This window comes from Nocardia colli (assembly GCF_008704205.1).
GTDB lineage: Bacteria > Actinomycetota > Actinomycetes > Mycobacteriales > Mycobacteriaceae > Nocardia > Nocardia colli.
In genome coordinates, this window is the sequence record NZ_VXLC01000003.1 from 771920 (window position 1) to 796424 (window position 24505).

The 24505-nt window shown below is 67.2% G+C and carries 21 protein-coding genes and 1 riboswitch; of the genes, 17 read left to right on the forward strand and 4 right to left on the reverse strand.

What is annotated here, in order from left to right; translation table 11 throughout:
* The first annotated feature begins 113 nt into the window (after positions 1-113).
* From F3087_RS10295 to F3087_RS10310, 4 genes are all read left to right on the forward strand, one after another.
* Positions 114-914, forward strand: a complete 801-nt coding sequence (locus F3087_RS10295; protein ID WP_150401596.1) for an SAM-dependent methyltransferase — start codon at positions 114-116, stop codon at positions 912-914.
* A gap of 211 nt (positions 915-1125) precedes the next feature.
* Positions 1126-1356: a hypothetical protein gene (locus tag F3087_RS10300; protein ID WP_150401597.1), complete on the forward strand. Its 231-nt coding sequence runs from the start codon at positions 1126-1128 to the stop codon at positions 1354-1356.
* A gap of 239 nt (positions 1357-1595) precedes the next feature.
* Positions 1596-2858 (forward strand): PucR family transcriptional regulator, encoded by a 1263-nt coding sequence (locus F3087_RS10305; protein WP_150401598.1) that lies wholly within the window; start codon positions 1596-1598, stop codon positions 2856-2858.
* Positions 2859-2947: 89 nt separating this feature from the next.
* Positions 2948-3382: a CBS domain-containing protein gene (locus tag F3087_RS10310; RefSeq protein WP_150401599.1), complete on the forward strand. Its 435-nt coding sequence runs from the start codon at positions 2948-2950 to the stop codon at positions 3380-3382.
* A gap of 22 nt (positions 3383-3404) precedes the next feature.
* Here the strand turns inward: F3087_RS10310 and F3087_RS10315 are convergent, their stop codons facing one another.
* Entirely contained in the window at positions 3405-3827 is a 423-nt protein-coding gene (locus F3087_RS10315; RefSeq protein ID WP_150401600.1) for a pyridoxamine 5'-phosphate oxidase family protein, read from the reverse strand.
* A 122-nt stretch (positions 3828-3949) separates the two neighbouring features.
* Here F3087_RS10315 and F3087_RS10320 point away from each other — a divergent pair, with 122 nt between their 5' ends.
* From F3087_RS10320 to F3087_RS10340, 5 genes are all read left to right on the forward strand, one after another.
* Entirely contained in the window at positions 3950-5233 is a 1284-nt protein-coding gene (locus F3087_RS10320) for an aminotransferase class V-fold PLP-dependent enzyme (RefSeq protein ID WP_223884973.1), read from the forward strand.
* The gene (locus F3087_RS10325) at positions 5230-6519 is read left to right on the forward strand and encodes a heavy-metal-associated domain-containing protein (protein ID WP_150401601.1); all 1290 of its coding nucleotides are present in this window, start codon (positions 5230-5232) and stop codon (positions 6517-6519) included. Before F3087_RS10320 ends, F3087_RS10325 begins: the two co-directional genes overlap by 4 nt.
* Positions 6516-7991 (forward strand): alanine racemase, encoded by a 1476-nt coding sequence (locus tag F3087_RS10330; RefSeq protein ID WP_150401602.1) that lies wholly within the window; start codon positions 6516-6518, stop codon positions 7989-7991. The genes F3087_RS10325 and F3087_RS10330 overlap by 4 nt, the downstream gene beginning before the upstream one ends.
* Positions 7991-9316, forward strand: coding sequence for a pyridoxal-phosphate dependent enzyme (locus tag F3087_RS10335; RefSeq protein WP_150401603.1), 1326 nt, complete (start codon positions 7991-7993; stop codon positions 9314-9316). The genes F3087_RS10330 and F3087_RS10335 overlap by 1 nt, the downstream gene beginning before the upstream one ends.
* Positions 9317-9425: 109 nt before the next feature.
* Positions 9426-9833 (forward strand): hypothetical protein, encoded by a 408-nt coding sequence (locus tag F3087_RS10340; protein WP_150401604.1) that lies wholly within the window; start codon positions 9426-9428, stop codon positions 9831-9833.
* Here the strand turns inward: F3087_RS10340 and F3087_RS10345 are convergent.
* Positions 9799-11292, reverse strand: coding sequence for a condensation domain-containing protein (locus tag F3087_RS10345; protein ID WP_223884974.1), 1494 nt, complete (start codon positions 11290-11292; stop codon positions 9799-9801). The genes F3087_RS10340 and F3087_RS10345 overlap by 35 nt on opposite strands.
* Positions 11293-11495: 203 nt before the next feature.
* Here F3087_RS10345 and F3087_RS10350 point away from each other — a divergent pair, with 203 nt between their 5' ends.
* From F3087_RS10350 to F3087_RS10370, 5 genes are all read left to right on the forward strand, one after another.
* Complete coding sequence (locus F3087_RS10350; RefSeq protein WP_150401605.1) at positions 11496-12125, forward strand: TetR/AcrR family transcriptional regulator; 630 nt, start codon at positions 11496-11498, stop codon at positions 12123-12125.
* 107 nt (positions 12126-12232) lie between these two features.
* Positions 12233-12403: riboswitch (M-box (ykoK) riboswitch) on the forward strand.
* Positions 12404-12643: 240 nt separating this feature from the next.
* Positions 12644-13360, forward strand: a complete 717-nt coding sequence (locus F3087_RS10355; RefSeq protein ID WP_150401606.1) for an MgtC/SapB family protein — start codon at positions 12644-12646, stop codon at positions 13358-13360.
* Positions 13357-15093: an ABC transporter permease gene (locus F3087_RS10360; RefSeq protein ID WP_150401607.1), complete on the forward strand. Its 1737-nt coding sequence runs from the start codon at positions 13357-13359 to the stop codon at positions 15091-15093. Before F3087_RS10355 ends, F3087_RS10360 begins: the two co-directional genes overlap by 4 nt.
* A gap of 40 nt (positions 15094-15133) precedes the next feature.
* On the forward strand, positions 15134-16480 hold the full coding sequence (locus F3087_RS10365; RefSeq protein ID WP_150401608.1) for an ABC transporter ATP-binding protein: 1347 nt from the start codon (positions 15134-15136) through the stop codon (positions 16478-16480).
* 70 nt (positions 16481-16550) lie between these two features.
* A complete protein-coding gene (locus tag F3087_RS10370) occupies positions 16551-16946 on the forward strand; it encodes a hypothetical protein (protein WP_223884975.1) in 396 nt (131 codons plus the stop codon).
* A gap of 55 nt (positions 16947-17001) precedes the next feature.
* Here F3087_RS10370 and F3087_RS10375 read toward each other — a convergent pair whose 3' ends face one another.
* Positions 17002-19413, reverse strand: a complete 2412-nt coding sequence (locus F3087_RS10375) for a tetratricopeptide repeat protein (RefSeq protein WP_223884976.1) — start codon at positions 19411-19413, stop codon at positions 17002-17004.
* A gap of 48 nt (positions 19414-19461) precedes the next feature.
* The gene (locus tag F3087_RS10380) at positions 19462-22491 is read right to left on the reverse strand and encodes a tetratricopeptide repeat protein (RefSeq protein WP_150401609.1); all 3030 of its coding nucleotides are present in this window, start codon (positions 22489-22491) and stop codon (positions 19462-19464) included.
* A 227-nt stretch (positions 22492-22718) separates the two neighbouring features.
* Between F3087_RS10380 and F3087_RS10385 the strand changes: the two genes are divergently transcribed.
* From F3087_RS10385 to F3087_RS10395, 3 genes are read left to right on the forward strand one after another with little or no spacing between them, the layout of a single operon-like run.
* On the forward strand, positions 22719-22889 hold the full coding sequence (locus F3087_RS10385; protein WP_317983914.1) for a hypothetical protein: 171 nt from the start codon (positions 22719-22721) through the stop codon (positions 22887-22889).
* Between the two features lie 19 nt (positions 22890-22908).
* Entirely contained in the window at positions 22909-24009 is a 1101-nt protein-coding gene (locus F3087_RS10390) for an SPFH domain-containing protein (RefSeq protein ID WP_150401611.1), read from the forward strand.
* A gap of 34 nt (positions 24010-24043) precedes the next feature.
* On the forward strand, positions 24044-24448 hold the full coding sequence (locus tag F3087_RS10395) for a cold-shock protein (protein ID WP_150401612.1): 405 nt from the start codon (positions 24044-24046) through the stop codon (positions 24446-24448).
* Positions 24449-24505: the final 57 nt, after the last annotated feature.

Consider the following 24505-nt stretch of genomic DNA (forward strand, 5'->3'; position numbering starts at 1 on the left):
CGTTGAATCTTGTACTGTCCCAGGGCAGATCGGATGAATCAGTCATTCGCGACAACCCCCGATGCGCACCGCCGACACCGGCCCGCATCGGCGTTCCAGAGGAGCCTCACCCCATGCCAGAAGAGGACAACAGCCCCGTGATCCGGACCGACATTCCGCACTCGGCGCGCATCTGGAACTACTGGATGGGAGGTAACGATTACTACGAGATCGACCGGATCGCGGGTGACGCCGGCATCGAGATCGACCCCGAGATCGTCACCATGGCGGGGCAGTCGCGGCAGTTCCTGATCCGCGCGGTCCGTTACCTCGCCGGCGAGGCGGGCCTGCGTCAGTTTCTCGACATCGGTACCGGACTGCCGACCATGCAGAACACCCATGAGGTCGCCCAGGCGATCGCGCCGGAGGCGAAGGTCGTCTATGTGGACAACGATCCAATGGTGCTCGTTCAGTCAAGGGCCCTGTTGACCAACACGACTCGCGAAGGCGTGACCACCTATATAGAGGCCGACTACAACGATCCCGGGCTCATCGTCGCGGATGCGCAGAACATATTGAACTTCGACCAGCCGATCGGCGTGATGTTCATGGGGGTACTCGGACACGCCGCGTCCTATGCGGACCTGCTGCGTGTCGTACGAACGATCATGGCCGCCGTGCCATCCGGCAGCTACCTCGTCCTCTGGGACGGCACCGACGACAGCGCGGAGTACGTGAAGCTCTGCGAGAACTACTCCGGCACCGGCGGCGCGCCGTACGTCCCGCGATCCAAGGACGAACTCCGCGGCGTCTTCGACGAGCTCGAACTCGTTGCGCCAGGGTTCGTTTCACTCACGCAGTGGCGCACCGAGCCGGACGAGAAGGCTCTGACCAGGCCGATCTCTGCCTACTGCGGAGTAGCTCGCAAGCCGTAGCCCGGCCGCGGGGTCCGACGGCGGTCGGCGACGACCGCCGTTTCGCTCGATTTCGGCCCGAGTTCATTCGCGCCGTGAGTGCAAATGTACTTGCATCTGTAAGCGACAGCGGCATAGACTCGGTCACATATTCGGGGAGGTACGCAGGGAGATTCGAGCCGGCGGCGCCTACACAGCAACTCCCCACACGCCACACGCGAGGGGCGGTCGAATGAGCCAGCCATTCCGGACTCCCCGCCGGGTTGCCGTCATCGGCACCGGCGTCGAGACTTTGCGGCAATGTCCCGCTCCGGTTCCGGTGTCCGACTGCGGTGTCGAACCACCCGGCCTCACCTATCGGCAGGCGCGCGACATCCTGTCCGCCCACGAGGTCCATGGACCGCAGTGCAGGCAGTGGCTGGCCGCGGCCGCCTACCTCTCCGCCGGCCTCGACGACGAGTAGTCGTTCGAATCCGTTGGCACGCATCGATGTTCGCAGCTGCCGAACATTCCACGCAGCATAACCCGGATGCGCGCCGCCGTCCCGGCACAGTGCGATGTCACGAATAGGTCACCCGATAATGCCGTAGGCTCCCAATGGATCTCGCCGATAACTCCCCCGGCGCAGAACCCTTTCGTATAGTGAGCCGAACGATTCGGGCACAGTTCTATTACGCCCGACGTGGCAATGGAGCGACCCGAATGACCTTCTCCGCGCTGCATCTTCCCGCTGATTCGTCCGACACGGCCCTGGAAATCGGTGGCCAGCCGGCTTCGGTGCCGTTGCAGAACACCGACCGGGTGGCCTCCCGGATGGTGGGTTATTTCGCCACCTGCATGGCGCCATGCCGCACCCTGCCCGGCGAACAATTGCGCGGGGACGTCACCAAACTCACCCGCAGCTGCCTGGGTTTGGTCGCCGAAATGTTCGACCGGCGTACGGTTCCCGGCGACGAACAATTCGGCGAGGTCCGCGAGGCCGCCGCCCAGTGGGCCCGGGAAGGCGTGCCGCTCAGCACTATTCTGCGCGGCTACCACGAAGGCGTGCGCATCGCGTTCGGCCTGGTCACCGCGCCGGCCCGGGCGGGTGACGTCGACCAGCTGCTGGTCGCCACGGATCTGATGCTGGAACTACTGGAGGCCGTCACGGCGGCCGTGGCCGATGCCTACGTCGACGAGCAGCATCTCGTCGCCAAGGAACACCAGACCGCCGCCCAAACCCTCGCCTCCGCGCTGCTGAGCGGCCGTGGCAGTTCCGCCCTCGCCCGGCAGGCCGGCATTCCGATCGCCGACGCGTATCAGGTAGTCGCCCTGTCCCTTTCGGAACATCCGGACGAGCGCGACGCCCGGGTCGACGCGAACGTCGCCGCCAGGCGCAAGCTACGCAGGCTGCAATCCGCACTCGCCACCGTCTTCGCCTCCCGCGCGCTCGCGCTGCTCAGCACCAAGGGCGGCACGATGCTCATCCCGGTCGGCGAGAACGGCGAGGCCGCCATGACCGCCGAGACACTGGCGCAACTGGCCGAGGCCGCCGAGGTGCCGCTCACCGCGACCGTGGTCGCCAGCGATACCGACGAGGTGCCCGAATCCGCCGACCAGGCACACGAATTGCTCAATCTGGTGCGCGTCGGTGGCAAGCCCCCTGGCCTCTACGAAATGGCCGACCTGGCCGTGGAATACCAACTGACCCGGGGTGGCCCGGCAACCCGGCGGATCGCCACCATCCTCGACCCGCTCGAGGCGCACACCGAACTGTTCGAGACCATGCGCGCCTACCTCGCCAACGACATGAACCGCCAGCTCACCGCACGCCAGCTCTACGTTCACCCCAATACCGTCGACTACCGGCTGCGCCGGATCGCCCAGCTGACCACCATCGATCTCGCCACCTCGGCGGGGATCTCGCAGGCCGCCATCGCCCTGCTCGCCCGCGATCTGGACAACAGCGTCACCCGCCGCTTGTGACCGGCGCGTGACCTGTAACGGATTCGTGCTGGTCACCGGAGCACAAGCTTGGGATCCTGAAACTGCCGCGGACACTGGATGGTGAAAGTATGCGAATAGCCGAGATATTGCGCAGAAAAGGTAGCGACGTCGCCACGATCGCACCCGACACGACAATTCGAAGCTTGTTGGCCACCTTGGCCGAACACAATATCGGCGCGGTTGTCGTGTCACGTGACGGGGAAGGGATCGTCGGCATAATCTCCGAACGCGACGTGGTGCGCAATCTGCACGCGCGTGGAGCGGAGCTGCTCGACACCCCGGTTTCGGAGATCATGACCACCGACGTGCGCACCTGCGCGCCCGACGACCGGGTCGACGGACTACGAAACACTATGACCGAGCATCGGATTCGGCACCTGCCCGTCGTCGATCAGGGCCGGTTGATCGGCATCGTCAGCATCGGCGATGTGGTGAAGAGCGCGATCTCCGAGCTGGCCACCGAGCGTCAGCACCTGGTCGAGTATCTCCAGGGTAAGTACTGAGCCCGGCGGCCCGCGGTCGTCGCTAGGCGCTGCCGAGGTCGGCCGAGAGCCAGTGCTCGGGTCGCAGGTACACCACGACCTGATCGCCGAAGCCGGCTGCCTGCTTCAGGTAATGGTCGACGGCGTCACCGCTCAGATAGCGCTTGACCATTTCCACGTGCAGTTCGTCGGTCAGCGGAACGATCCTGGACACCGAGCCCTCGACCGAGACATACCGAGTGGTCGGTTCGCTGCGCTGCACCATCAGGGTGAAACGCCCGGCCTCCTTGATCAACCGGAGTTTCCGGGAGTCCGCCCCGGTCATCAGCCACGGCTCGGATCCGGGCTCGTACTGGTACCAGATGGGTATCGATAGCGGGCCCCGGCCGGCGCCGCCGGCCACGGACAACGCCGCGACGTGCGGCTGCGCGAGGAACTCTTGACGCTCTTTCAAGGTCAATGCCATGGCTCCACCCTAGTGGGTGAAAGCCGTTGCCCTCGATAACCTTCGAAGACGCCGGTAAAAGTGCGTATCGTGGGTGGCGTCCAACGCACCTTGTGAACGGGTTTTGCGGAGGGAGCGTCACGTTGCGATCCCATGCCTCGAGGCCGCATTTCGCGTGGGCCGCCCCGGCAGACTTGCGCAAGCTCTTCCCCGCACTGGCCGAATCCACCGAGATCTATCTCGACAGCGCCGCGACCACGCAGAAGCCGCTGCCGGTCATCGAGACCATTCATCGTTATCACAGCTCACGAACCGCCAATGCCGGCCGCGGCACCTATCCGTGGGCGACCAGTCTCACCACCCGGTTGAGCCGGATCCGGGATCGCACCGCGGCGTTCATCGGCGCGCAGTATCCGGACGAGGTGGTCTTCACCGGTGGCGCGACCGCGGCGCTCAATGCCGTCACCCTGTCCTGGGGGCTGGCCGCGCTGGAGGACGGCGACGAAATCCTGTACAGCCCAGCCGATCACGCCTCCAACGTGCACCCCTGGTACCACCTACGCGGCCTACTCGCCCGGTTCGGGCGGCGGATCGAACTGGTCCCCTACCGGGTGACCGGCGACGGCGAGGCCGACACCGCCGACATCCTCGCCAAAGTCACCCCGCGCACCCGGTTGATCACCACCAGCCATCTGCACCACGTATACGGCGGCCTCACCACCCTCGCACCACTGCGCGGCCTGCTCGACCCCGAGATTCTGCTGTGCTACGACTGCAGCCAGAGCGGCGGGCACGTGCCGGTGGACGTCACCGAACTCGGCGCGGATTTCGCGATCTTCGCCGCGCACAAGATGTTCGGCGCGCCGGGAACCGGAATCCTGTACTGCCACAGGCGAGTCCACGCTAGTCTGGTGCCATTCCTGCCCGGCGGCAACTCGGGGGTGCTGGTGAGCGAGGCTGGACTGATTCCGGCGGCGATGCCCGCGCTGCTCGAGGGCGGCACACAGAACATCCCGGGCATTCTCGCGCTCGGTAGCGCGCTGGAAGTGCTGGAGTCCTTCGACATCGGCGCCATCGAGGAACACAATCGCGAGCTGACCCTGCGCCTCATCGACGGCCTGCGGCCGATCGACGGCCTCGACTTCCTGCCCGGGCCCGCGCACGCGCCGAACGCGGTCGGCTACGGCATCACCTCCTTCACCCTCGACGGCATTTCCACCACCGACCTCGGATTCGTGTTGAGCGAGCTGGGTTTCCTGGTCCGCACCGGACTGCACTGCACGGTCGCGCTCGCGGACAGCGCCGCCGGCGCCCGGCTCGCCGACGCCGACGACTCGGTGCGGGTCAGCACGCACATCTACAACACCACCGACGAGATCGACCGATTCACCCAGTGCGTCAAGACGATTGCCGAGGAGGTCAGATGACCATGGACACCCCGCGCTACGACCGGCGGGCCGCGTCCCGGGTGCTCGCCGGGCTGGCGCAGCCGGGTCTGTTCGCGGCGCCGGTGCCCGTCCCCGACCGGCGCAGGTTCGAATTCACCTGCACCGCACTGCATACCGAGCCGAACAGTCACCTCACCTACTCGCAGCGGCTGTACCTGGAACGGTTCATGCGGCCCTGCCGCGCCTACCAGGTCACCAGCGCCACGCACCGGATCACCTGGACCGACAGCGACGGCATCCCCAATACCGGGCACTATCGCGCCGACGGCCTCGGCCCGCTGATCCCGATCGCCATGCGCGAGACCGTACTCGCGCTGTGGCACGCGCTGAGCGCGAATACCGCGTTCGCCGAACGCATTTCCGCGCTGGGTCCGCGCGAGCACGCGATGCTGGACGGCACCACCACCGATCACGACCCGATGGACATCTTCCGCGTCGGGATCGAGGCCGCCGGGCGGGCGCTGGCCCAGCACGCGCTGCTGGCCAGGCAGACGCCGTATCGCGGCGCGGCCGAATTCGCCTTGGGCATGCACGAATCCGGCCTCTTCTCGGCCGTCGCCACCCGCTGGTATTGGGAGTTGCAGGCCTCGACCTACCGGCGCGGGATGATTCCGGTGACCCTGATCGCGCAGCCCGACGGCACGGTGCGCTACTCCGCCGAGACCGTGGCGACGCTGCGCGCGATGAAGGACGCCACGATTTCCGACGCGCACACGGTGATGCGCCGGGCCACCCACGTCGAGGGGCTCAGCATTCCGGAGGCGCTGGCCAAATATCACGACGACCTCGACCTCATCTCCCGCCAGTACGCACTGCTGCCGGCCGGGACCAGGCCGGCCTGCCTGGCCGCGATGCCGCACCACCTCGGCGGCGGGCATTACAGCATCCTGCCGGTGGTCGTCGATCAGTTCGTCGCGGTGTTCGCCCAGGTCGCCGGGCGCTGCGACCTCGTCGAGGTGAGTGCCGAGCTGGACGCCGACACCGCCGATCGGGCGGCCACCGCCGAGGACCAGGTCTTCTATGTGCCAGATATGACCTGCAAGCACTGTGTCCGGACGATCGGCGGGGTACTGGAGTCGATGGACATCCGGGTGGTCGAGATCGATCTGATCAGCAAGCGGGTGGTCGCCGAGTTCCGCAGTCCGCGCAACCGGGCCAGGGCCTTCGAGGCCATCCGGGACGGCGGTTACAACCCGGTCGCCGAGCGGCCGGAGATCGCCGCGGAGGGCGCGCCGGCCGCCCAGCCGTCGGAAACCGCGGTATGACGGCTCCGACACCGGCGCTGCCCGCGAAGATCGATCCGCTGGTGCGCGCCTTCCTCGATACCCCGGGCGCCGTGGCGGCGGCGCTGCATCGGTTCGGATCGCCGGTGCACCTGGTGTTTCCGCAGGTGTACGCGGAGAACCTCGCGCAATTCCGTTCGGTGCTCGATCGGCTGCTGACCCGGTATCGAATCTGCTACGCGCACAAGGCGAATCAGTCTCGGGCGTTCGTGCGGACGGCGGCGCGGGCCGGGATCGCGATCGATGCCGCGTCACCGCAGGAGGTGGCCAGCGCGGTCGCCGCCGGGTTCGGCACCGAGCGGATCGAGGTGACCGGGCCGAAAGGTGAGGTGTTCCTGCGGGATCTGATCGAGCGCGGCATCACGATCAACGTGGACAACCTGTGGGAGTTGGCACGGATCCCCGAGTTGGCCGGTAATCGCGCCGAAGTGCCGGTGCTGCTGCGTGTTTCGGGCTTCGATGACGCGCAGGTGAGCCGGTTCGGGGTGCCGCTCGGTCACGTCGAGCGGGCGTTGGAGTTGCTGGCGGCGCATCGGGACCGAATCACGTTCCTCGGGTTCGCGTTTCACCTCGACTCGGGCGACACGGGTGAACGGATTCGCGCCATCGATGCGTGTCTGGCATTGGTCGAGCGGGCGTACGGCCACGGGCTGACGCCGTCGGTGCTCGACATCGGCGGCGGGTACCGGCAGGTGTTCACCGCCGACGCCGATCGGTTCGACGACTATGTGCACGCGCTGCGCGAATCGCTGCTCGGCCGCGGCGAGCCGATGAGCTGGGGCAGCAACACCTTCGGCTATCACGTCGGCGGTGGCGCGGTGCACGGGATTCCGGTATTCCACAAGTACGCCAACACGATTCCGCCGACCACGATGCTCGAGGACCTGTTCACCGCGCCGCTGGAACGGCACGGCGGACGCACGATCGCCGAGGTGATCTCGGACAATCTGCTCGATCTGTGGCTGGAACCGGGCAAAGCGCTGGTCGATCACGCGGGGGTGACGGTGGCCACGGTCGAATTCGTCAAGGAGATCGCCGACGGCACCGTGCTGGTCAATCTCGATCTGAGCCGCGACTCGGTGACGCCGGCCGATCAGGAGGTGATGGTCGACCCGATCATCCTGCCGCGGCAGTATCCGACCGAAACAACTCCTGTCGGTGTGTATTTCGCCGGACGGCTCTGCCTGGAGCGTGATCTGATCACCAATCACAAGGTGTGGCTGCCGAATCGACCGAGCCCCGGCGATCTGGTGGTGTTCCCGAATACCGGCGCCTACCACATGGATCTGTCCGCGGCGACGGCGTCCATGCGGCCGCCGCCGATCAAACTGGCGGTCACGCACCGCGGCAATGACTTCCAGGTGTGCCCGGACGCCGAGTACGCACCGGACCCGCCGATCGAGCACCACACCGCACCGCGACGTTCGCCGCGCATACCCACCGAGGCGTCCTGATGCGCTACGACCACATCACCGAACTCATCGGCAACACTCCCCTGCTGCGGCTCGACCCCGCGGTGCACGGTCTGCCCGACGTCGAGTTGTACGCGAAGCTGGAGTCCTACAACCCCTTCGGCTCGGTCAAGGACCGGGTGGCGTGGGGCATGATCCGCGACGAGTTCGACGCGATCGTGGCCGGTGGGCAGACGTTCATCGAGGCGTCGAGCGGCAATACCGCGAAGGCGCTGCGGATTCTCGGCGCGATGCACGGCGTCGGATTGCGGGCGGTGACCAACCGGATCAAGGTCGCCGAGGTGCGAGATCTGTTGCAGCTGCTGGGCACCGAGATCGTCGAGCTGCCCGGGCTGTCCGAGTGTCCCGATCCGACCACGCCGAACGACGTGTATTCGGTGATCGAGGCGACCATGGCGCAGCAGCCGGACGCCTACTATCACCCCTCGCAGTACACCAACGAGAAGAACATCGAGGCGCACCATCACGGCACCGGCCGGGAGATCCACGAGGACCTGGCCGCCGACGGCATCAACCGGGTCGACTACCTGATCGGCGGGCTCGGCACCACGGGTTCGACCCGGGGAACGGCCACCTATCTGCGCAAGCACAATCCCGAATTACGCACCGTCGCCGTCGTTTCCGACCGCACCGACTTCATTCCCGGGATCCGCTCGGAGAGCGAGATGTGGGATGTCGGCCTGTTCCAAGCCGACTTCTACGACGACATCGTGACCGTCGAGGCCGGGACCGCGGTGGACGCGACACTGCGCCTCGCGACCGGTTACGGCATCCTCGCCGGGCCGACCAGCGGGGCCAGCTACGCGGCGGCGTTGGAAACCCTTGCCGCAGCGAATATTTCGGAGCGCGCGGACGGGCCGATCGTCGCCGTCTTCATCGTCTGCGACCGGCTGGAACCGTACCTGTCCTACATCAAGAAGCGCAGGCCGGAGCTCTTCGACCGCGCGGCCCACCGGCCGTCCCCGACCGCCACGGAACAGGCTGCGACGCCGGCCCTTTCGCCCGCAGAACTGGCCGAGCTGGACCGCACCGGCAAGCCGACCATCGTGGACACCCGCGGCTCGATGGCCTACCGGATCGGGCACGTGCCCGGCGCGCTGAACATCCGCGACGACCAGCTCGACGACATGTTCGCGCACGGCGTCCCGTTCTCCCGGTCGCGACCGCTGGTGTTCGTCTGCCCGGTGGGCGAGCTGTCGCTGCGCTTCGCCACCCGGGCCAAGCAGGCCGGTTACGACGCGAGCAGCCTGGCCGGCGGCATCGTTGCCTGGCGGGATGCCGGGCTGCCGCTGGAAAGTGGCGGGTGACGCGCGCGGGCCATCCGCCAATTCCGCGCGTGTCACTTTCGCGTCGCGCGGAGACTACTCAGCACGCGCGCAACCCAGCGCTATCCACGTCCGAGAGAGATGATTCATCATGTACCGGTCGAAGAAAACCGTCGCCGCCGCACTGACCTCGTTCGGCGCCATCACCGGGGCGCTGGTGCTCACCGCACCCGCCGCGCCGGCCGCGGTCACCGCGGTCGGAGTGGCGCCAGGCCTCAGCTTCGGCAGCTCCACCGCGTTCGGCACCACCTGCTCCTACATCGCGACGGCCACCGCGGCGCCCGGCGACGTCGTCGGCTTCTTCGACGCCACCGGCGTCTTCGATCCCGGCGGCTGGATCACCGTCCCGTCCTCCGGCACGGTCACCGCGAAGTGGACGCCGCTGGTCCCCGGCAATCACAGCGTGTTCGCGGTGCACAATTCGGGCGCGTTCGTCTCGACCACAGCGACCGTCGGCAACGGGGTCAACGTCGGGCCGGTCTGCCTGGTCCTGCCCTGAGCGAGCCCGCGGTCAGCAGCGGATCGACCGGGCCGCGATAGCCGTCGGCCACGGTGGCGACCGTCGCGGTGAACAGTGCCACGATCTCCACCGCGGTCGCGTGGTCGAACAGCGCGGTGGGATAGGTGAATACCCCGTCCACCCCGGCGGGCGCGCCGACCCGGTCGTACCGCTCGACCAGGCCGAATTCGAGGTCGTGCTTCGCCCGGGTCACGCCGGTGGGAACCTCGGTGACGGCCTGTCCATCCGGGCAGGCCGGAGCGGCGCCGCGTTGCAGGATCAGCGTGGCCTGGAACAGCGGGCAGCTGGCGTCCTGCAGCAGGCATCGCCGCAGGCGCGGGTTCGGCGTGTCCGGGTGGGCGAACGCGGCCAGGGTGACCCGGCGGACCTGTTCGAGCAGTTCGTCCAGGTCGGCGGCGCGGTCAAGGCGGATGCGCAGCAGGACGTCGTCGGCGAAGTTGCCGACCAGGTCGTCGAGCAGGCGGTGGTCGCGACCGGCCACCGCCGTCGCGAGGGTGACATCCGTGCTGCCCGCCAGCGCGCCGACGACGATCGCGAACGCCGCCTGCAACACCATCAGCAGGCTCGCGCGCGCCTGCTGTGCGCGCAGGAGCAGCGCTCGATGCACCGTCGCGTCGAATTCGACCGGCACGGTGGCTCCGGAACTGTCCCGGACCCTGTCCTTCGGATGTTCTCGTGCGCAAGCGAATTCGAGCACGGACGGACGACCGGCCAGCGTATTGGCCCAGTAGCGCAATTGCTGTGTCGCCCGGCTCCACTCGTCGCCGTAGTCGCCGAGCTGGGCGTGCTTCCACAAGGTGTAGTCGGCGTAGGCGACCGGCAACGGCGGCCACCCCGGCGCTCGGCCCGCGCGCCGCGCGAGATAGGCGGTGGCCAGGTCGCGCATGAGCGGCGCGACGGATCGGCCGTCGATCGAGATGTGGTGCGCGACGAAGATCAGCACCAGGTCGTGCGGGCCCAGCACGCACACCCGGGCACGGAAGGGCAGCTCGGTGCCCAGATCGAACGGAACCGCCGCGAATTCCTCTATACGGCAGGGCAATTCGGCCTCGGTCGACACGACGACCTCCAGCACGATCACCGCGTCGGCCGAAGGAACGACCACCTGGATCGGCCCCGAGGCGGTCGCCGGATAGCACGTGCGCAGCGGTTCGTGCCGGTCGACGACATCACCCAGGGCGACGGTCAGCGCGGACAGATCCACCGGCTGACCCGAAATGCGCACGGCGCGTGCCACATTCCAGTCGCTCGACGCGCCGTCCGGCGAATGCCACATCCGCTCCTGCGCCGGGGCGAGCGGTATCTGCGCCGGACGCGGTCCACGGGCGAGCACCGCCCGCCGCCTGGCCGGCCACCGAACGGCTTGGCGCAGCGCATGATTCGGCGGCACACCGTCGATGTACTCCCCCGGTCTGACCCCCGCCGCGGAGCCGTCCACTCGCCATTACCCTCCGCTGCCCGGCCTGACTGATCGGCGCACGCTATCGAGCCCGGGTGAACCGATCGTGGCCGCGGGATGGACGTCCCGAATCCGAAACGGCAAGACCCCGATATCCGGGGCGCGCCGCCTTTCCGCCGATCGCACCGGCCATCCGCTGCGGGTCGGGCCGGTCGCCGCCGACCAGGCACTAGTCTGGTGCGGTGCAATCAGGCCAGGAAGCAGACGACGACGCGGGCCCACGGATCTGGGGCGGCACGACCCTCACCGAACGCCGGGAGGCCCGCCGCACCGCGCTACTCGAGGCCGCGCTGGATCTGATCGGCGAGGCGGGTGCCAGCGGGGTGACCATGCGCGCGGTCTGTCGCCGGGCCAACCTCACCGACCGGTACTTCTACGAGAGCTTCACCAGCCGCGACGAACTGCTGGACGTGCTCTACCGGCAGGTGGCCGAGGAATTCCTGCAACCGATGACCGCGTTCGCCGCGACCGACGAGCCGACCCGCGACCGCGAACTGGCCCGGATCCTGGTCGACAAGGTGCTCGACGACCCGCGCAAATCCCGGCTGTTCCTGGTCGAGCCGTACTCCAGCACCGGCCTCGGCCAGACCACCATCTCGGTGATGCCGGTGTTCACCCGGCTCATGCAAGATCACCTGTTCTCCCACATCGACGATCCGGTCAAGCGCAGGCTGGCCGCAGTCACCATGGCCAGCGGCAACGCGGGCATGTTCTCCGCCTGGCTCAACGGCTCGCTGCGCGCCACCCGCGACGAGATCACCGACCACTGCGTCGCGGTGATCACCGCGTACCGCTCGCTGTACAAATCCTGATCCGCCGCGAGCCGGGCTCGCGCACAACGTAATTCGGCATGCCGATGCGACCGCGATCACATCCGGGTTGCCAATGCTTCCGTTCGGGTGTTTACTGGCCAGCGCAAGGTGCCGATCGTTCGCTGAGGCTCCTTCACGGAAACAGGCCAGCGACCCCGAACGTCGAGAGACGCCCCGGGTCAGGACAGATCTCCCCGGATTAAGGGGTGATCCCGATTGGCTCCCGGTCCCCGGGTTTACGCCGTGAAGTGCCAAAGGTCTTACGAGGAGACGTGCTTTACCGGCGTTTTTGTCGGATTTCACTGCTGCGCTCTGCAACGATCACGTACGTACCGTGCGGTATTTGCCGTGCGCAGATGGACGAAGGAGGTGAGCCGGATGCCCGGCGGTAATTATCCGTATCCCCAGTTTGCCAAGTATTCACCCGGTGACACCTCAACAGCCGATTTCATTTCGGGATCTACCCCGTAACCTGCTGTTTTCGACGGTGCGCTGACGATTGTTCAGGGAGTGCGGTCATGACGACAGTGGAAATGATCCTGCGGCTGCTCGCCGGGGTCGGCCTCGGCGCGGCCATCGGCTTCGAGCGGCAATACCGGGCCCGGATGGCGGGCCTGCGCACCAATGCGCTGGTCGCGGCGGGCGCCACGCTGTTCGTGCTGCTGTCGGCGCACGGCTTCTCCGGCGGCGACGCCGACCCGACCCGGGTGGCCGCGCAGATCGTCTCCGGCATCGGCTTCCTCGGTGCGGGCGTGATCATCCGCGACGGACTCAACGTGCGCGGCCTCAACACCGCGGCCACCCTGTGGTGCGCGGCGGCGGTCGGTGCGCTGGCCGGCGCCGGGATGTTCAGCACCGCGGCGGCGGGCACGGTCGCGGTGGTGGGCGTCAACGTCGCGCTGCGCGCCGCCGGGCGGGCCGTGGACAAGCAGCCCGAAGCCGGGCACGAGCAGCCCACGTCCTACGCGTTCGCCGCCGTGACCAACGACGACAACGAGGCGCACGTGCGCGCCCTGCTCGTACAAGCGTTGACCCGCACGGACTTTCAGCTGATCTCGATCTCCAGCGCGAACACCGGCACGCCGGGCCGGGTCGAGGTGCGCGCCGAACTGTTCGGCGACCAGCGCGACGATCGCCAGATGGAATCGGCGGTGAGCCGGCTCAGCCTCGAACCGTCGGTGACCAGCGTCGGTTGGCACATCGCCACCACGGATGTGAAGGGCCCGCAGGCATGACTCTGCTTCGTTCCTACCCTGTCGGCAGCGCCATCGATCGGCCGCGCAATCGGTTCGCCGATGTGGTGGTGTTCGTCGGTGCGGCGGTGCTGATCTGGTTGGTCGTCCGCGTCTCGGCGAGCGCGAACGTGCCGTTCGACCAGGCCAGCGCGCCGGCCACGGTGTCAACCGATCCTGGGCAGCTGCCCTATTACGCGGCCCGCTCGCTGCTGCGGATGTTCGCGGCGCTCGGGTTGTCGATCCTGTTCACCTTCGTCTACGCGACGGCGGCGGCGCGGCTGCGGCGGGCCCGGACCGTGTTGCTGCCGCTGCTCGATATCTTGCAGTCGGTGCCGATCCTCGGGTTCCTGTCGATCACTGTCGCCGGGTTCATCGCGCTGTTCCCGGGTTCGCAGCTGGGGCTCGAAAGCGCTTCCATCTTCGCGATTTTCACCTCGCAGGCGTGGAACATGGCGTTCGCCTTCTACCACAGCCTGGCCGCGCAGCCGCGCGAGCTGGACGAGGCGGCACGCAACCTGAGACTGTCACGCTGGCAGCGATTTTGGCGCGTCGATGCGCCGAGCGGCATGATCCCGCTGGTCTGGAACGGGATGATGAGCTTCGGCGGCGGGTGGTTCTTCCTGGTCGCGTCCGAGGCGATCAGCGTGAACAATCACGAATACGCGTTGCCGGGCATCGGATCCTATGTCGCGACGGCCACCGGGGACGGCGACCTCGGCAAGGTGTTCATCGCGATCGGCGTGATGGTCGTCATGGTCGTCGGGGTGAACTTCCTGTTCTGGCGGCCGCTCACCGCGTGGGCGGAGCGGTTCCGGGTGGAGGACACCGGGGCGGCCGACGCGCCGCGCAGCGTGATGCTGAATCTGTTGCGGCGCTCGCACATTCCGCTGCTGCTGGGCAAGGTGTTCGGTCCGCTGGTGTCGCCGCTGGACCGGGTGATGAGCGTGTTCGGGCTCGCCGAGTACCCGCTGCATGCCTCGCCGGTCCGGCGTCGCGCGGGTGATCTGGTGTTCGCCGCGGCGGTCGCGGCGGCGGTCGCCTACGGTGGGTATCGGGTGGTCGACTACATCGAATCCACCGCGGGCTTCGGCGAAGTCGGGCACGCGTTCGGGCTGGGTTTCCTGACCCTGCTGCGCGTCGTGGTGCTGCTGGTGTTCGCGACCATCGTGTGGGTGCCCATCGGCGTGTGGATCGGGTTGAACCCCAAGGTGTCCCGGCTCGCGCAGCCGGTGGTGCAGGTGCTGGCCAGCTTCCCGGCGAACTTCCTGTTCCCGTTCATCACCGCCGTATTGGTGTGGAGCGGAGCCAGTTTGAACTGGGCGGGCACCATTCTGATGGCGCTCGGCGCGCAGTGGTACATCCTGTTCAACGTCATCGCCGGCGCGAGCGCGGTGCCGACCGATCTGCGCGAGGCCGCCGCCAACCTGCAACTGCCGCGAAAACTGTGGTGGCGCAGGCTGATCCTGCCCGCGATCTTCCCCAGCTATGTGACCGGCGGGATCACCGCGGCCGGTGGCGCGTGGAACGCGTCCATCGTCTCCGAGGTCGTCGACTACGGGTCGACCACGCTGGTGGCGGCGGGGCTCGGCTCCTACATCCACGAGGCGACCAAAGTCGGTGACTCGCCACGGATCCTGATCGGCGTGCTGGTCATGAGCATCTATGTGGTCGGCATCAACCGGCTGTTCTGGCGGCGGCTCTACGCACTGGCCGAACGGCGGTACTCGCTGTGAACGCCCGCTCCTTCTGTACTCGTTCGACGGGAGACCGATCATGACCGTGACCATCACCGAGGCCAACCGCGATGTGCTGCTGGACATCTCGGGCGTCGGCAAGCGATTCACCGGCGCGGCCGGCGACGAGCTGCGGGTGCTCGACGGCATCGATCTACAGCTGCGCAGCGGCGAGATCGTCGCGCTGCTCGGCCGTTCCGGCTCCGGCAAGTCCACCCTGCTGCGCATCATCGCCGGGCTGATCGCGCCGTCCGACGGCGAGGTCACCTACCGCGGTACCCCGCTCAACGGCAGCAATCCCGGTGCGGCACTGGTGTTCCAGTCGTTCGCGCTGATGCCCTGGCTGACCGTGCAGGACAATGTCGAGCTCGGGCTCGCCGCGCGCAACGTGCCGCCGGCCGAGCGGAAGCAGCGCGCGCTCGCCGCCATCGACATGATCGGGCTCGACGGGTTCGAATCCGCCTATCCCAAGGAGCTTTCCGGCGGCATGCGCCAGCGGGTCGGGTTCGCGCGCGCCCTGGTGCTGGAGCCGGATCTGCTGCTGATGGACGAGCCGTTCTCCGCGCTCGACGTGCTCACCGCGGAGAACCTGCGCACCGAACTCGTGAACCTGTGGGCGACCGACGGTTTCCCCACCAAGGCGATCTGCGTCGTCACGCACAACATCGAGGAGGCCGTGCAGCTGGCCGACCGGGTGCTCGTGCTCGGCTCGAACCCTGGCCGCATCATCGCCGAAATCCATGTGTCCCAAGCACGTCCGCGGGACCGGCGCGCACCATGGTTCGAGGCCATGGTCGACCAGATCTACGGACTGCTCACCGGACGCGACGACGAACCCGTCGTCATCGAACCGGACAAAGCAACTCCCACCGCCCAGCCGCTGCCCGACGCCTCCGTCGGCGGCCTGGCCGGTCTCGTCGAACTCGTCTACGCAACCGACGGCCGCGCCGACCTCCCCGACATCGCCGACGAACTCAACTTCGAGATCGACGACCTGCTCCCCCTCGTCGACGCCGCCGAAATGCTCGGCTTCATCACCGTCGAAGACGGCGACGTCCTGCTCACCGACATCGGCATCCGCTTCACCACCGCCGACATCCAGGAAAGCAAGCGCATCTTCGCCGAACAAGCCCGCCACCGCGCACCTTTGGTCCGCACCATCTGCAAGGGCCTCACCGGCAGCTCCGACGGCAGCCTCCGCGCCGGCTTCTTCCTGGACCTCCTCCGCCGCGGCTTCGGCCCCGAAGACGCCCGCCGCCAACTCGACATCGCCATCGACTGGGGCCGCTACGCCGAGCTGTACGACTACGACACCGACTCCGACAAAATCACCGCCGACCCAGCCGCCCAGGTCTTCGACGGTGTCCGGGGAAAGTGGACGGCCTAGGCGCGCTGAAGCGGGGTCGATTACCTCGGAGGTAATCGACCCCGCTTTACCTTTCGGGAACTCTTCAATCATGGCTACGAACATCGCGCCACCTCCTCGTCTCCCACTCGCCGGCCCACTACGCGGCCTGGCCATCGGCCGAATCGTCTTGGGCACAGCAGCAATCGCCGTACCGCGCACCCTGATCACCACATTCGGCATCCACCCCACCCCCGAACTCACCTACATGACACGCATCTTCGGCGCGCGGGCGATCGCCCTCGGCCTCGGCTACCTCACCGCCCCGATCCCCGAACGCCCCCGCTGGCAACGCCTCGCCCTGATGGTCGACATCATCGACACCGCCCACGGAACCGCCCACGTCGCCCGAGGCGACATCCCCCGCCCCACCGCCCTCGCCGCAGCCACCTTTACCGGCACCTACATGACGATCGGCGCAGCCCGCCTCGCCCGCGACCTACAGTGACCTGGCCGCTCGCGCGGTGCGAACCGGGCGAGCGGCACTCTTACCCACCACAAGGTCATGGCGATCTCTGCGCATCGCGTTTCGAACGCCACTGCGCGAGTTCCTTTCGGCTGGCCTTGCTATCCTGATCCTCCGGGCCCAGCACCCGCTCCCGATCGGCCAGCACCTCCGCGAAATCTGCCACCGCTCCCGCCAGATCGCCTGACTCACCGAGACATACCGCAAGGTTGTGACGGGTCCTGAGCGTGCCAGGATGGTCCGGACCGAGAATCTCGAGCTGGATATCGAGCAGTCGCGCGTATTCGGCGAACGCACCACGCGGATCGCCACTTTCCGCTCGCCGGGTCGCGAGATACTCTCTCGCCTGCAGCGCGTCCGGGTGATCCGAGCCGACGGCCGCCACGATCGACGGCAACCATGCCGACCATAAATCACGATTGTCGGCGGTGCGCGGCGTCTCGAGAGCAGCGATGAAGGCCAACGCCCGCCCGCTGTCCCCGCATGCCAAATAGTGGCGCGGTGTCGACCCGCGTGCGTACTCCGCCGCTGCCGTGCTGGTATGCCGGAGCGTGGCCGAGATGATCGCTCGGTGTGCGTCTTCGATGTCGACGTCCAGCCAGGCGAACGCCGATGTCAGCTCCGGTAGCAGCGAGTTGTGAGCGATGCCGAGGGACTCCTGCGCGGTGCCGGGCCGGCTGCGTGTGATCAAACTGCCCAAACTTACCGTGACGTCGCGAATTCGGACCGCACTCAGGTCTTCACGAAACGACGACATCGCGTCATCGAGCAGCTCGACGGGTAGCACCGGGCCCGCACCGGCCGCGACGAGGATCGCGAGCAAGGGACCTATCGCAGCCGCGATATCGGATGTCGTAGTGTAGATGGCAGTCTGAATACGTTCGGCGACAATGGTTTCGAGATCTCCGGTGACCACCGTCGGACGTCCGATCACAATCGGATTCACTTCACCTTGCAACCGGGCCAACAGCCAGCCGCCCGCCGCAATGTTGAGTTCTTCGTCGGGCTCCTCATCCCAATCCCCATCCGGTGCAGGTCCTTCGGGCGCGGGTGCCGGGCCGTAAGGAAGGAGATCGCGCCAACCGGCCTGAACCAGCGCGTCAATGTCCGCGGCGGTCGGCTGAGGCAGCTCGATTCGATACATATGGGCGAGGTCAGGGTTGTGATCGGTATCGGACCCTCGGCGGATGCCGGCAATCACCCGGACATGTCGTAGATCGTCACGACGAGTGAGCTCGGCGACCCCCGCCACCAACAGCTTTCGACTGCCCGCCTCTGGCTGGTCCAGGCCGTCCAGCAGAAGAGTGATTCGAATGCCAGGCCTTGCGACCTCAGCCAGCGGTTGCCGGATACAGATATCGAAGACATCGAATCCCGCAGCGTCGGCACGCCTTCGGGCGAGGCGACATGCCTCTGCGTATCCCGGCACGCGCTCGGCAAGTTGTTCGGACAGCTCCTCGGCCACCGACTCCAAGGAGCTGCTCACGGTGAGAAACACCGCAGCGGTGACATACTCGGACGCGATGGGCAGACCGTCGACTACGCTCGGGCGAATCAGCGTTGCCATCAGAGTCGACTTGCCGCATCCCGCAGGACCGACGACCGCCCGCAGCCGCTGTCCACTGGCATCGATCACATCGGCAAGGCAGACTCGCATCGTGTCGGTCAGCAACAATCGACGCGTCAGCTGATCAACATGGCCGGCCGCAGGACGACCGGTGAGTGCATCCCTTCGCCGAGCTACGTTGGGTACCAGCCACAGCCCGGCATCACCGCCCGAACTCGCCGACACCGTGCCCGCCGTGAAGGACAGATGCAACGGCTGCTGCAGAAGGCAATCGCGAGCAATCGGGTCGACCAGGTCATATGGCAGCAGATTCTCGCCACGCAACGGCAATCCGGAGCCGAATGTGGACAGTATTGTGCGGGTGAAACATCCAGCGTACGCAGGCCCGTCACCTGCGGCAACGAGCAGCTCCATCCGTCCCGCCGAGTGCGCGAGCGGGCCGGTCCACCGGTGCGCGGCACCACGCACTCCCTGTTCGGTCTCGCACGCATCCACCAGGACGATCAGCCCGTCCAACGCCGAGGTTTCGAGCCGCTCCCTGATCCCCTGTACGAGGTGAAACGCGTTGTCCGACCGCGGCGGCAACGGCGAATCGTTGGCCATCAAATAGAAATCACCCGAATTGGTTGCGGTCCCGTGACCAATGAACGCGACCAACAACGTGGCCCGCTGCTCCGCGGCACTCGCAAACGCCTCGTTGATAGCCGCAACTAGTTGGGCGGCAGTAGGATCGAGCACTGGTCTGTCGATCCGCGTCGCCGACTCCCATCCGCCAGCCTCGCGCAATCCCGCATACAGATCACCAGCGAGTGAATCGGTGAACCCGAGCGCTCCCAGCGCCGCACACTCCGACCCCACCACCAGCGCGAGCCGTCCTCCCATGCAAACAAGATACCCGCGTGCCCTCATGACGAGCCTGCGCGCAAATACCTACTTGACCAGTTGGGCTCGCCAGTGGGCGAGGGTGGATTGGGTGCGGATGGTGGCGGAGTGGGTGGGGCCCAGGGCTCGGAGTTCGGCTACGAGGAGGACTTCGAGGTCGGCTATGGCTCGGGGGAGGTCGCCGTTTTCGGCTTGGCGGGATGCCAGGTCGTTGCGGGTGGCGAAGGTGTCGGGGTGGTCGGGGCCGAGGACGCGGAGGCGGTCGGCGAGGAGCTGCTCGAGTTCGGCGATGGCGTCGGGGAGGTTGCCGGTGTCGGCGTGGTAGTCGGCGAGGGTGCTTCTGGTGGTGAGGGTGTCGGGGTGGTCGGGGCCGAGCACGCGGAGGCGGTCGGTGAGCAGGTGGGTGAATTCGGTTGCGGCGCCGGAGAGGTCGCCGCTGCGGGCGCGGAAGGCGGCGAGGCTGTTGCGGGCGGCGAGGGTGGCGGGGTGGTCGGGGCCGAAGATGCGCAGGTTGTCGGCGAGGAGCTGCTCGAATTCGGTTCTGGCGCTGGTGACGTCGCCGTTTGCGCCGTGCCAGTAGGCAAGGCTGTTGCGGGTGCGCAGGGTCTGCGGGTCGTCTTCGCCGAGGACGCGGGCGCGGTCCAGGCGTAGTTGTTCGAAATCGGCGATGGCGCCGGGCAGGTCGCCGAGGTCGGCGCGGTTGGAGGCCAAATCGTTTCGGGTGCGCAGGGTGTCGGGGGCGTCGGGTCCGAGGAGGCGGCGCTGGTCGGCGAACAGGCGCTTGTAATCCGCTCGGGCACCGATGTAGTCGCCGCACCGGGCTCGGTAGGTCGCCAGATTCGTACGTGTGCCAAGGGTTTTCGGATGATCGGGGCCGAGCACTCGAAGCCGGTCGGCGAGCAGCAGTTCGAAGGCCGAGATCGCGCCGACCAGGTCACCGCTTTCGGCGCGGTGGTAGGCCTCGCGGCTACGCGTGGTCAACGTATCGGGATGGTCGGGGCCGAGGGTCTCGACGAAGGCGGGCAACCAGGCCGCCCAAAGGTCGCGGTTGTCCGCGGATCTCGTGGTCTGCAACAGTTCCAGGAAGTGCAGGGCACTGGCCGAATCCCGATAGGCGAGGCAGTGACGCACGGCCGATCCGCGTGCGTAGTCAGCTGCACGATCACTCGGACTCTGCTTGATCGCGGTCACGATCGCCCGATGCGCGTCTTCGAGTTCCACACCGAGCTTCTGGCATTCGGCGCGCAGACCGGGCAGCAGCGCGCCGTGCGTCACGCCGAGCGACTCGCGGGGCGTGCCGGGCCGGCTCCGAGTAACCAGCGCACCCAAAGCCACTGTCACGTCCCGGATTCGGGCGATGTGCAAGTCGAACCCGCGGGCCGTCAACGCGGCATCGAGCAGCTCGATCGGCAGCACCGGACCGACCCCGGCGGCCACCATGATGCTGAGGAATGTGCCCGTCGCACAGTCCGTTTCGGCATACATCCCGCGCGAGGCCGCGTCGACCCGGAGCGCGACGATCCGGTCGAGTCCGATCCCCTCCGCGACGGCCCCGTCGGTGATACTCGACGCCACCTCGAGCAGCATCTTGGCCAGCAGCCACCCACCGGAGACGACGTGGGATCCCTCTACGTCCGTGGGTGTTTGACTCAGCAGCGACTGGATCCAGTTCACCCAATCCGCCGGGTCCGACGGCGCACCGCTACCCCGCGCGGATCCGACCGCGGTGGCGATGTCGTCGGCGGCCGGCTCGCCCACCTCGATCCGGTACATGTGGGCCAGCGCGGGCGCGTTCTCGACGCCCGTACCGTCCCGGATACCGATGATTACCCGCACGTGCCGCAGATCATCACGCCTGGTCAGGTCGGCAATCGCGGAGACGAGTAACCGCCGCGTGCCTTCCGGCGGCTGGTTCAGTCCGTCCAGCACGAGCGTCACCCGGCGCCCCGAGGTGGACAACCGCGCCAGCGGATGCCGCACCGACAGGTCGAAGATGTCGAACTCGTCTCGGGCCCGGTGCGCGTGCACCGCCTGCGCCGCCTCGGCGAAACCCGGCAGTCGCGCGCTCAACTGCGCGGCCAGCTCGGCCGCGACTGCCTCGATCGAGCTGGCAGCGGTGAGAAACACTGCGGCGGTGATGTATTCGGGGGTCACCGCCAGCCCCTCCACCAGACTCGGCCGGATCAGCATCGCCAGCAGAGTCGACTTACCCGCACCCGCAGGCCCGATCACCACCCGCAGCCGATTACTGCCCGCATCCACGATCGCGTCGAGATGCTCACGCACATCCGGTGTCACCAGCAGTCCGCGCGTCAGCTGATCGACGAATCCCGCTGCCGAGCGCCCACTTACGGCGTCGCGGTGCCGCGCGGTATTCGGCACCAGCCAGAGCCCGGGATCGGCGCCGTGCGCCACCGACACCGCACCCGAGGTGAACGAAAGATATTGCGGCTGTTGGTGAACGCACTCCCCGGCGATCGGATCGACCAGATCCGCGGGCAGCAGATTCTCCCCGCGCAGCGGCAGCCCGCCGTCGAAGGTGGACAGCAGGGTCCGGGTGAAGCACCCGGAAAACGCCGGCCCCTCCCCCGCCGCGACCAGCATCTCCATCCGCCCCGCCGACTGCGCGAGCAGATCGGTCCACCGCCGCGCCGCGCCGATCACCCCCTGCCCGGTCTCGCAGGCGTCCACCAGCACCACCAAACCGTCGACGGCCGACTGGTTCAGCCGCTCCCTGATCTCCTGGGTGAGATGAAACGCGTTGTGCGAGTTCGGCACTGCGGGCGAGTCGTGTCCGAGCAGATAGAAGTCCTCGGCACTGGTCGCGACCCCGTGCCCGATGAACGCCAGCAGCAACGTCGCCTGCCGCTGCCCTGCCGCCTCGAATGCCGCGTCCACCGCCGTGACCAGCTGCGCCGCAGTCGGATTCAGCACCGGACCGTCGTCCTCGGTCGCGGACCTCCACCCGCCCGCCTCGGTCAAACTCCCGTACAACCCCGTCGCGAGTTCGCCGGTGAACCCCAGTTCCCCCAGCGCCACACACTCGGACCCGACAACCAATGCGAGTCGTCCTCCCATGCAAGCAACATACCCGCGTGCTATGCCAGCAGATCACACACCCGCAACCTGGCCGTTCCGGCTTACCAACGATTGCGTCACCTTCGCCGACGCCATTTCGATATCGAATGGTGCTGTGCGAGACGTAGTGTGGCGGGCCTGGACACGAGCGAAAGGAAATCCGCGCCATGAGCGACCCCGTGGTCGGTTTGACCGGTACGCTCACATCGCCGATCCGAGGAGCGGGGATGCTCGGGGAGGTCCTGGTGGCAATTCGAGGGGGGACGGAGCTGTACATCGCACGTGCCGTCGAAGCGATTCCGGCAGGGACAACAGTGCTGGTCATCGGCGTCAATCCGGGGCGCATCGTCGACGTGGTGCCCTGGATCCCGCCGCCGACTCCGGCCGAGACCATCTGAAACAGTAAGGGAGACAACCGTGCTGGGTTATCACGTACCCGACCCGGACGAGGCGATGCTGATCAGCGGCGCCAAGAGCAAGGACAACGCGCCGTTCAAGGTGGTGATCGGCCGCGGCAGCTGGGTGGTCCCGCTGTTCCGCAAGGTCAGCTACCTGTCGCTGGCCATGTTCGAGGCCGAGATCAAGGAGCGCTGCGTCACCAAGCAGGCCATTCAGCTCGAGGTCCGCGCGGTGATCGCGTTCAAGGTCGCCAACGACACCACCTCGATCGTCAATGCCGCGCAACGCTTCCTGTCCGAGCAGGAACGGGAGATGTCGGTGCTCACCGGCCGCATCTTCTCCGGTCATCTGCGCTCGATCGTCGGCTCGATGACGGTCGAGGAGATCATCCGGGAGCGCCAGAAGCTGGCCGACGAGGTGCTGGTCGCCTCGAAGGTGGAGATGGGCAATATCGGGCTCTGGGTGGATTCCTTCCAGATCCAGTCCATCGACGACGGCAACCTCGGCTACATCCAGGCGCTCGCCGCGCCGCACAACGCGTCCGTGCAGCGCGACGCGCAGATCGCCCAATCGCAAGCGGCGCAGCTGTCCGCACAGGCCGAGCAGGAATCGCTGCGCAGGCAGGCGGAGTATCAGCGGGAGACCGCGATCCTGCGCGCGCAGTATCAGCGCGACATCGATAAGGCGAATGCCGAAGCGGCACAGGCGGGTCCGCTCGCCGAGGCGATGGCCTTGCAGGAGGTGCTCACCGCGCAGGCCGAGCAGGCCCGCAAGACCGCGGAGCTGCGCGAGCAGCAGTTGCAGACCGAAGTGGTGAAACCTGCTCAGGCAGAAGCGGAACGGGTGCGCATCCTGGCCGAGGCGGAGGCCGACCGGACCCGGATCCAGGCCGCCGCGGCCGCGTCGAACAACCGGATCGCGTTGGACCAGTTGTTGATCGAACAACTTCCGGAAATCGTCAAGCAGGCCTCGAACGGCCTGGCGGGCGCGAATCTGACCGTGCTCAACGGGCCGGACGGAGTGAGCGAACTCGTCAACGGAATGGTCGGTCAGGGACTCACCGTTTTCAATTCACTGCAAAAGGCGCTTTCGTCCAACGACAACGATAACGCGGGCTAAGGTGACCGGGTAGTGACGGCGCGGCGAGGAGCGGGTGTTGGTGTCCATCGGGAAATTGGTGTCGTTCGACAGCTCTCGGGGATTCGGGTTCATTCGACCGGAGGACGGCGGGCCGGACGTATTCGTGCACGTCAACGACATCGGCCTGGATGAAGACGAGTTGCGCCAGGGCAGGGTGTTCGAATTCGACATGACGGAGGGTGATCGCGGACCGAAGGCGGTGAATCTGAGCGTGGTCGGTGGCCAGCCCGGTCCGCCGCCGGCCCCGCACAAGTCCAAGCATCGGTCGAATTCCGGACAGCTGACCGCCGCCGAACACAAACGCCTGATCACCGAGCTACTCCTCGACGCGAGCCCGGCGCTGACCGCGGGCGAGATCCTCACCATCCGCGACCGGCTCACCGTGTTCGCCGACCAACACGGCTGGCTGGACGCCTGAACCGGCCTCGTAGCGCCGCATCCGCGATCTTGTCGGATGCGGCGCTTACGATCATCG

Coding starts and splice junctions, on each gene's coding strand:
- F3087_RS10330 (WP_150401602.1), top strand. CDS start 6,516: ATGACGGCTCCGACACCGGCGCTGCCCGCGAAGATCGATCCGCTGGTG.
- F3087_RS10310 (WP_150401599.1), top strand. CDS start 2,948: ATGCGAATAGCCGAGATATTGCGCAGAAAAGGTAGCGACGTCGCCACG.
- F3087_RS10340 (WP_150401604.1), top strand. CDS start 9,426: ATGTACCGGTCGAAGAAAACCGTCGCCGCCGCACTGACCTCGTTCGGC.
- F3087_RS10360 (WP_150401607.1), top strand. CDS start 13,357: ATGACTCTGCTTCGTTCCTACCCTGTCGGCAGCGCCATCGATCGGCCG.
- F3087_RS10305 (WP_150401598.1), top strand. CDS start 1,596: ATGACCTTCTCCGCGCTGCATCTTCCCGCTGATTCGTCCGACACGGCC.
- F3087_RS10365 (WP_150401608.1), top strand. CDS start 15,134: ATGACCGTGACCATCACCGAGGCCAACCGCGATGTGCTGCTGGACATC.
- F3087_RS10325 (WP_150401601.1), top strand. CDS start 5,230: ATGACCATGGACACCCCGCGCTACGACCGGCGGGCCGCGTCCCGGGTG.
- F3087_RS10335 (WP_150401603.1), top strand. CDS start 7,991: ATGCGCTACGACCACATCACCGAACTCATCGGCAACACTCCCCTGCTG.
- F3087_RS10375 (WP_223884976.1), bottom strand. CDS start 19,413: ATGGGAGGACGGCTCGCGCTGGTGGTGGGGTCGGAGTGTGCGGCGCTG.
- F3087_RS10315 (WP_150401600.1), bottom strand. CDS start 3,827: ATGGCATTGACCTTGAAAGAGCGTCAAGAGTTCCTCGCGCAGCCGCAC.
- F3087_RS10355 (WP_150401606.1), top strand. CDS start 12,644: ATGACGACAGTGGAAATGATCCTGCGGCTGCTCGCCGGGGTCGGCCTC.
- F3087_RS10380 (WP_150401609.1), bottom strand. CDS start 22,491: ATGGGAGGACGACTCGCATTGGTTGTCGGGTCCGAGTGTGTGGCGCTG.
- F3087_RS10385 (WP_317983914.1), top strand. CDS start 22,719: ATGCTCGGGGAGGTCCTGGTGGCAATTCGAGGGGGGACGGAGCTGTAC.
- F3087_RS10370 (WP_223884975.1), top strand. CDS start 16,551: ATGGCTACGAACATCGCGCCACCTCCTCGTCTCCCACTCGCCGGCCCA.
- F3087_RS10300 (WP_150401597.1), top strand. CDS start 1,126: ATGAGCCAGCCATTCCGGACTCCCCGCCGGGTTGCCGTCATCGGCACC.
- F3087_RS10295 (WP_150401596.1), top strand. CDS start 114: ATGCCAGAAGAGGACAACAGCCCCGTGATCCGGACCGACATTCCGCAC.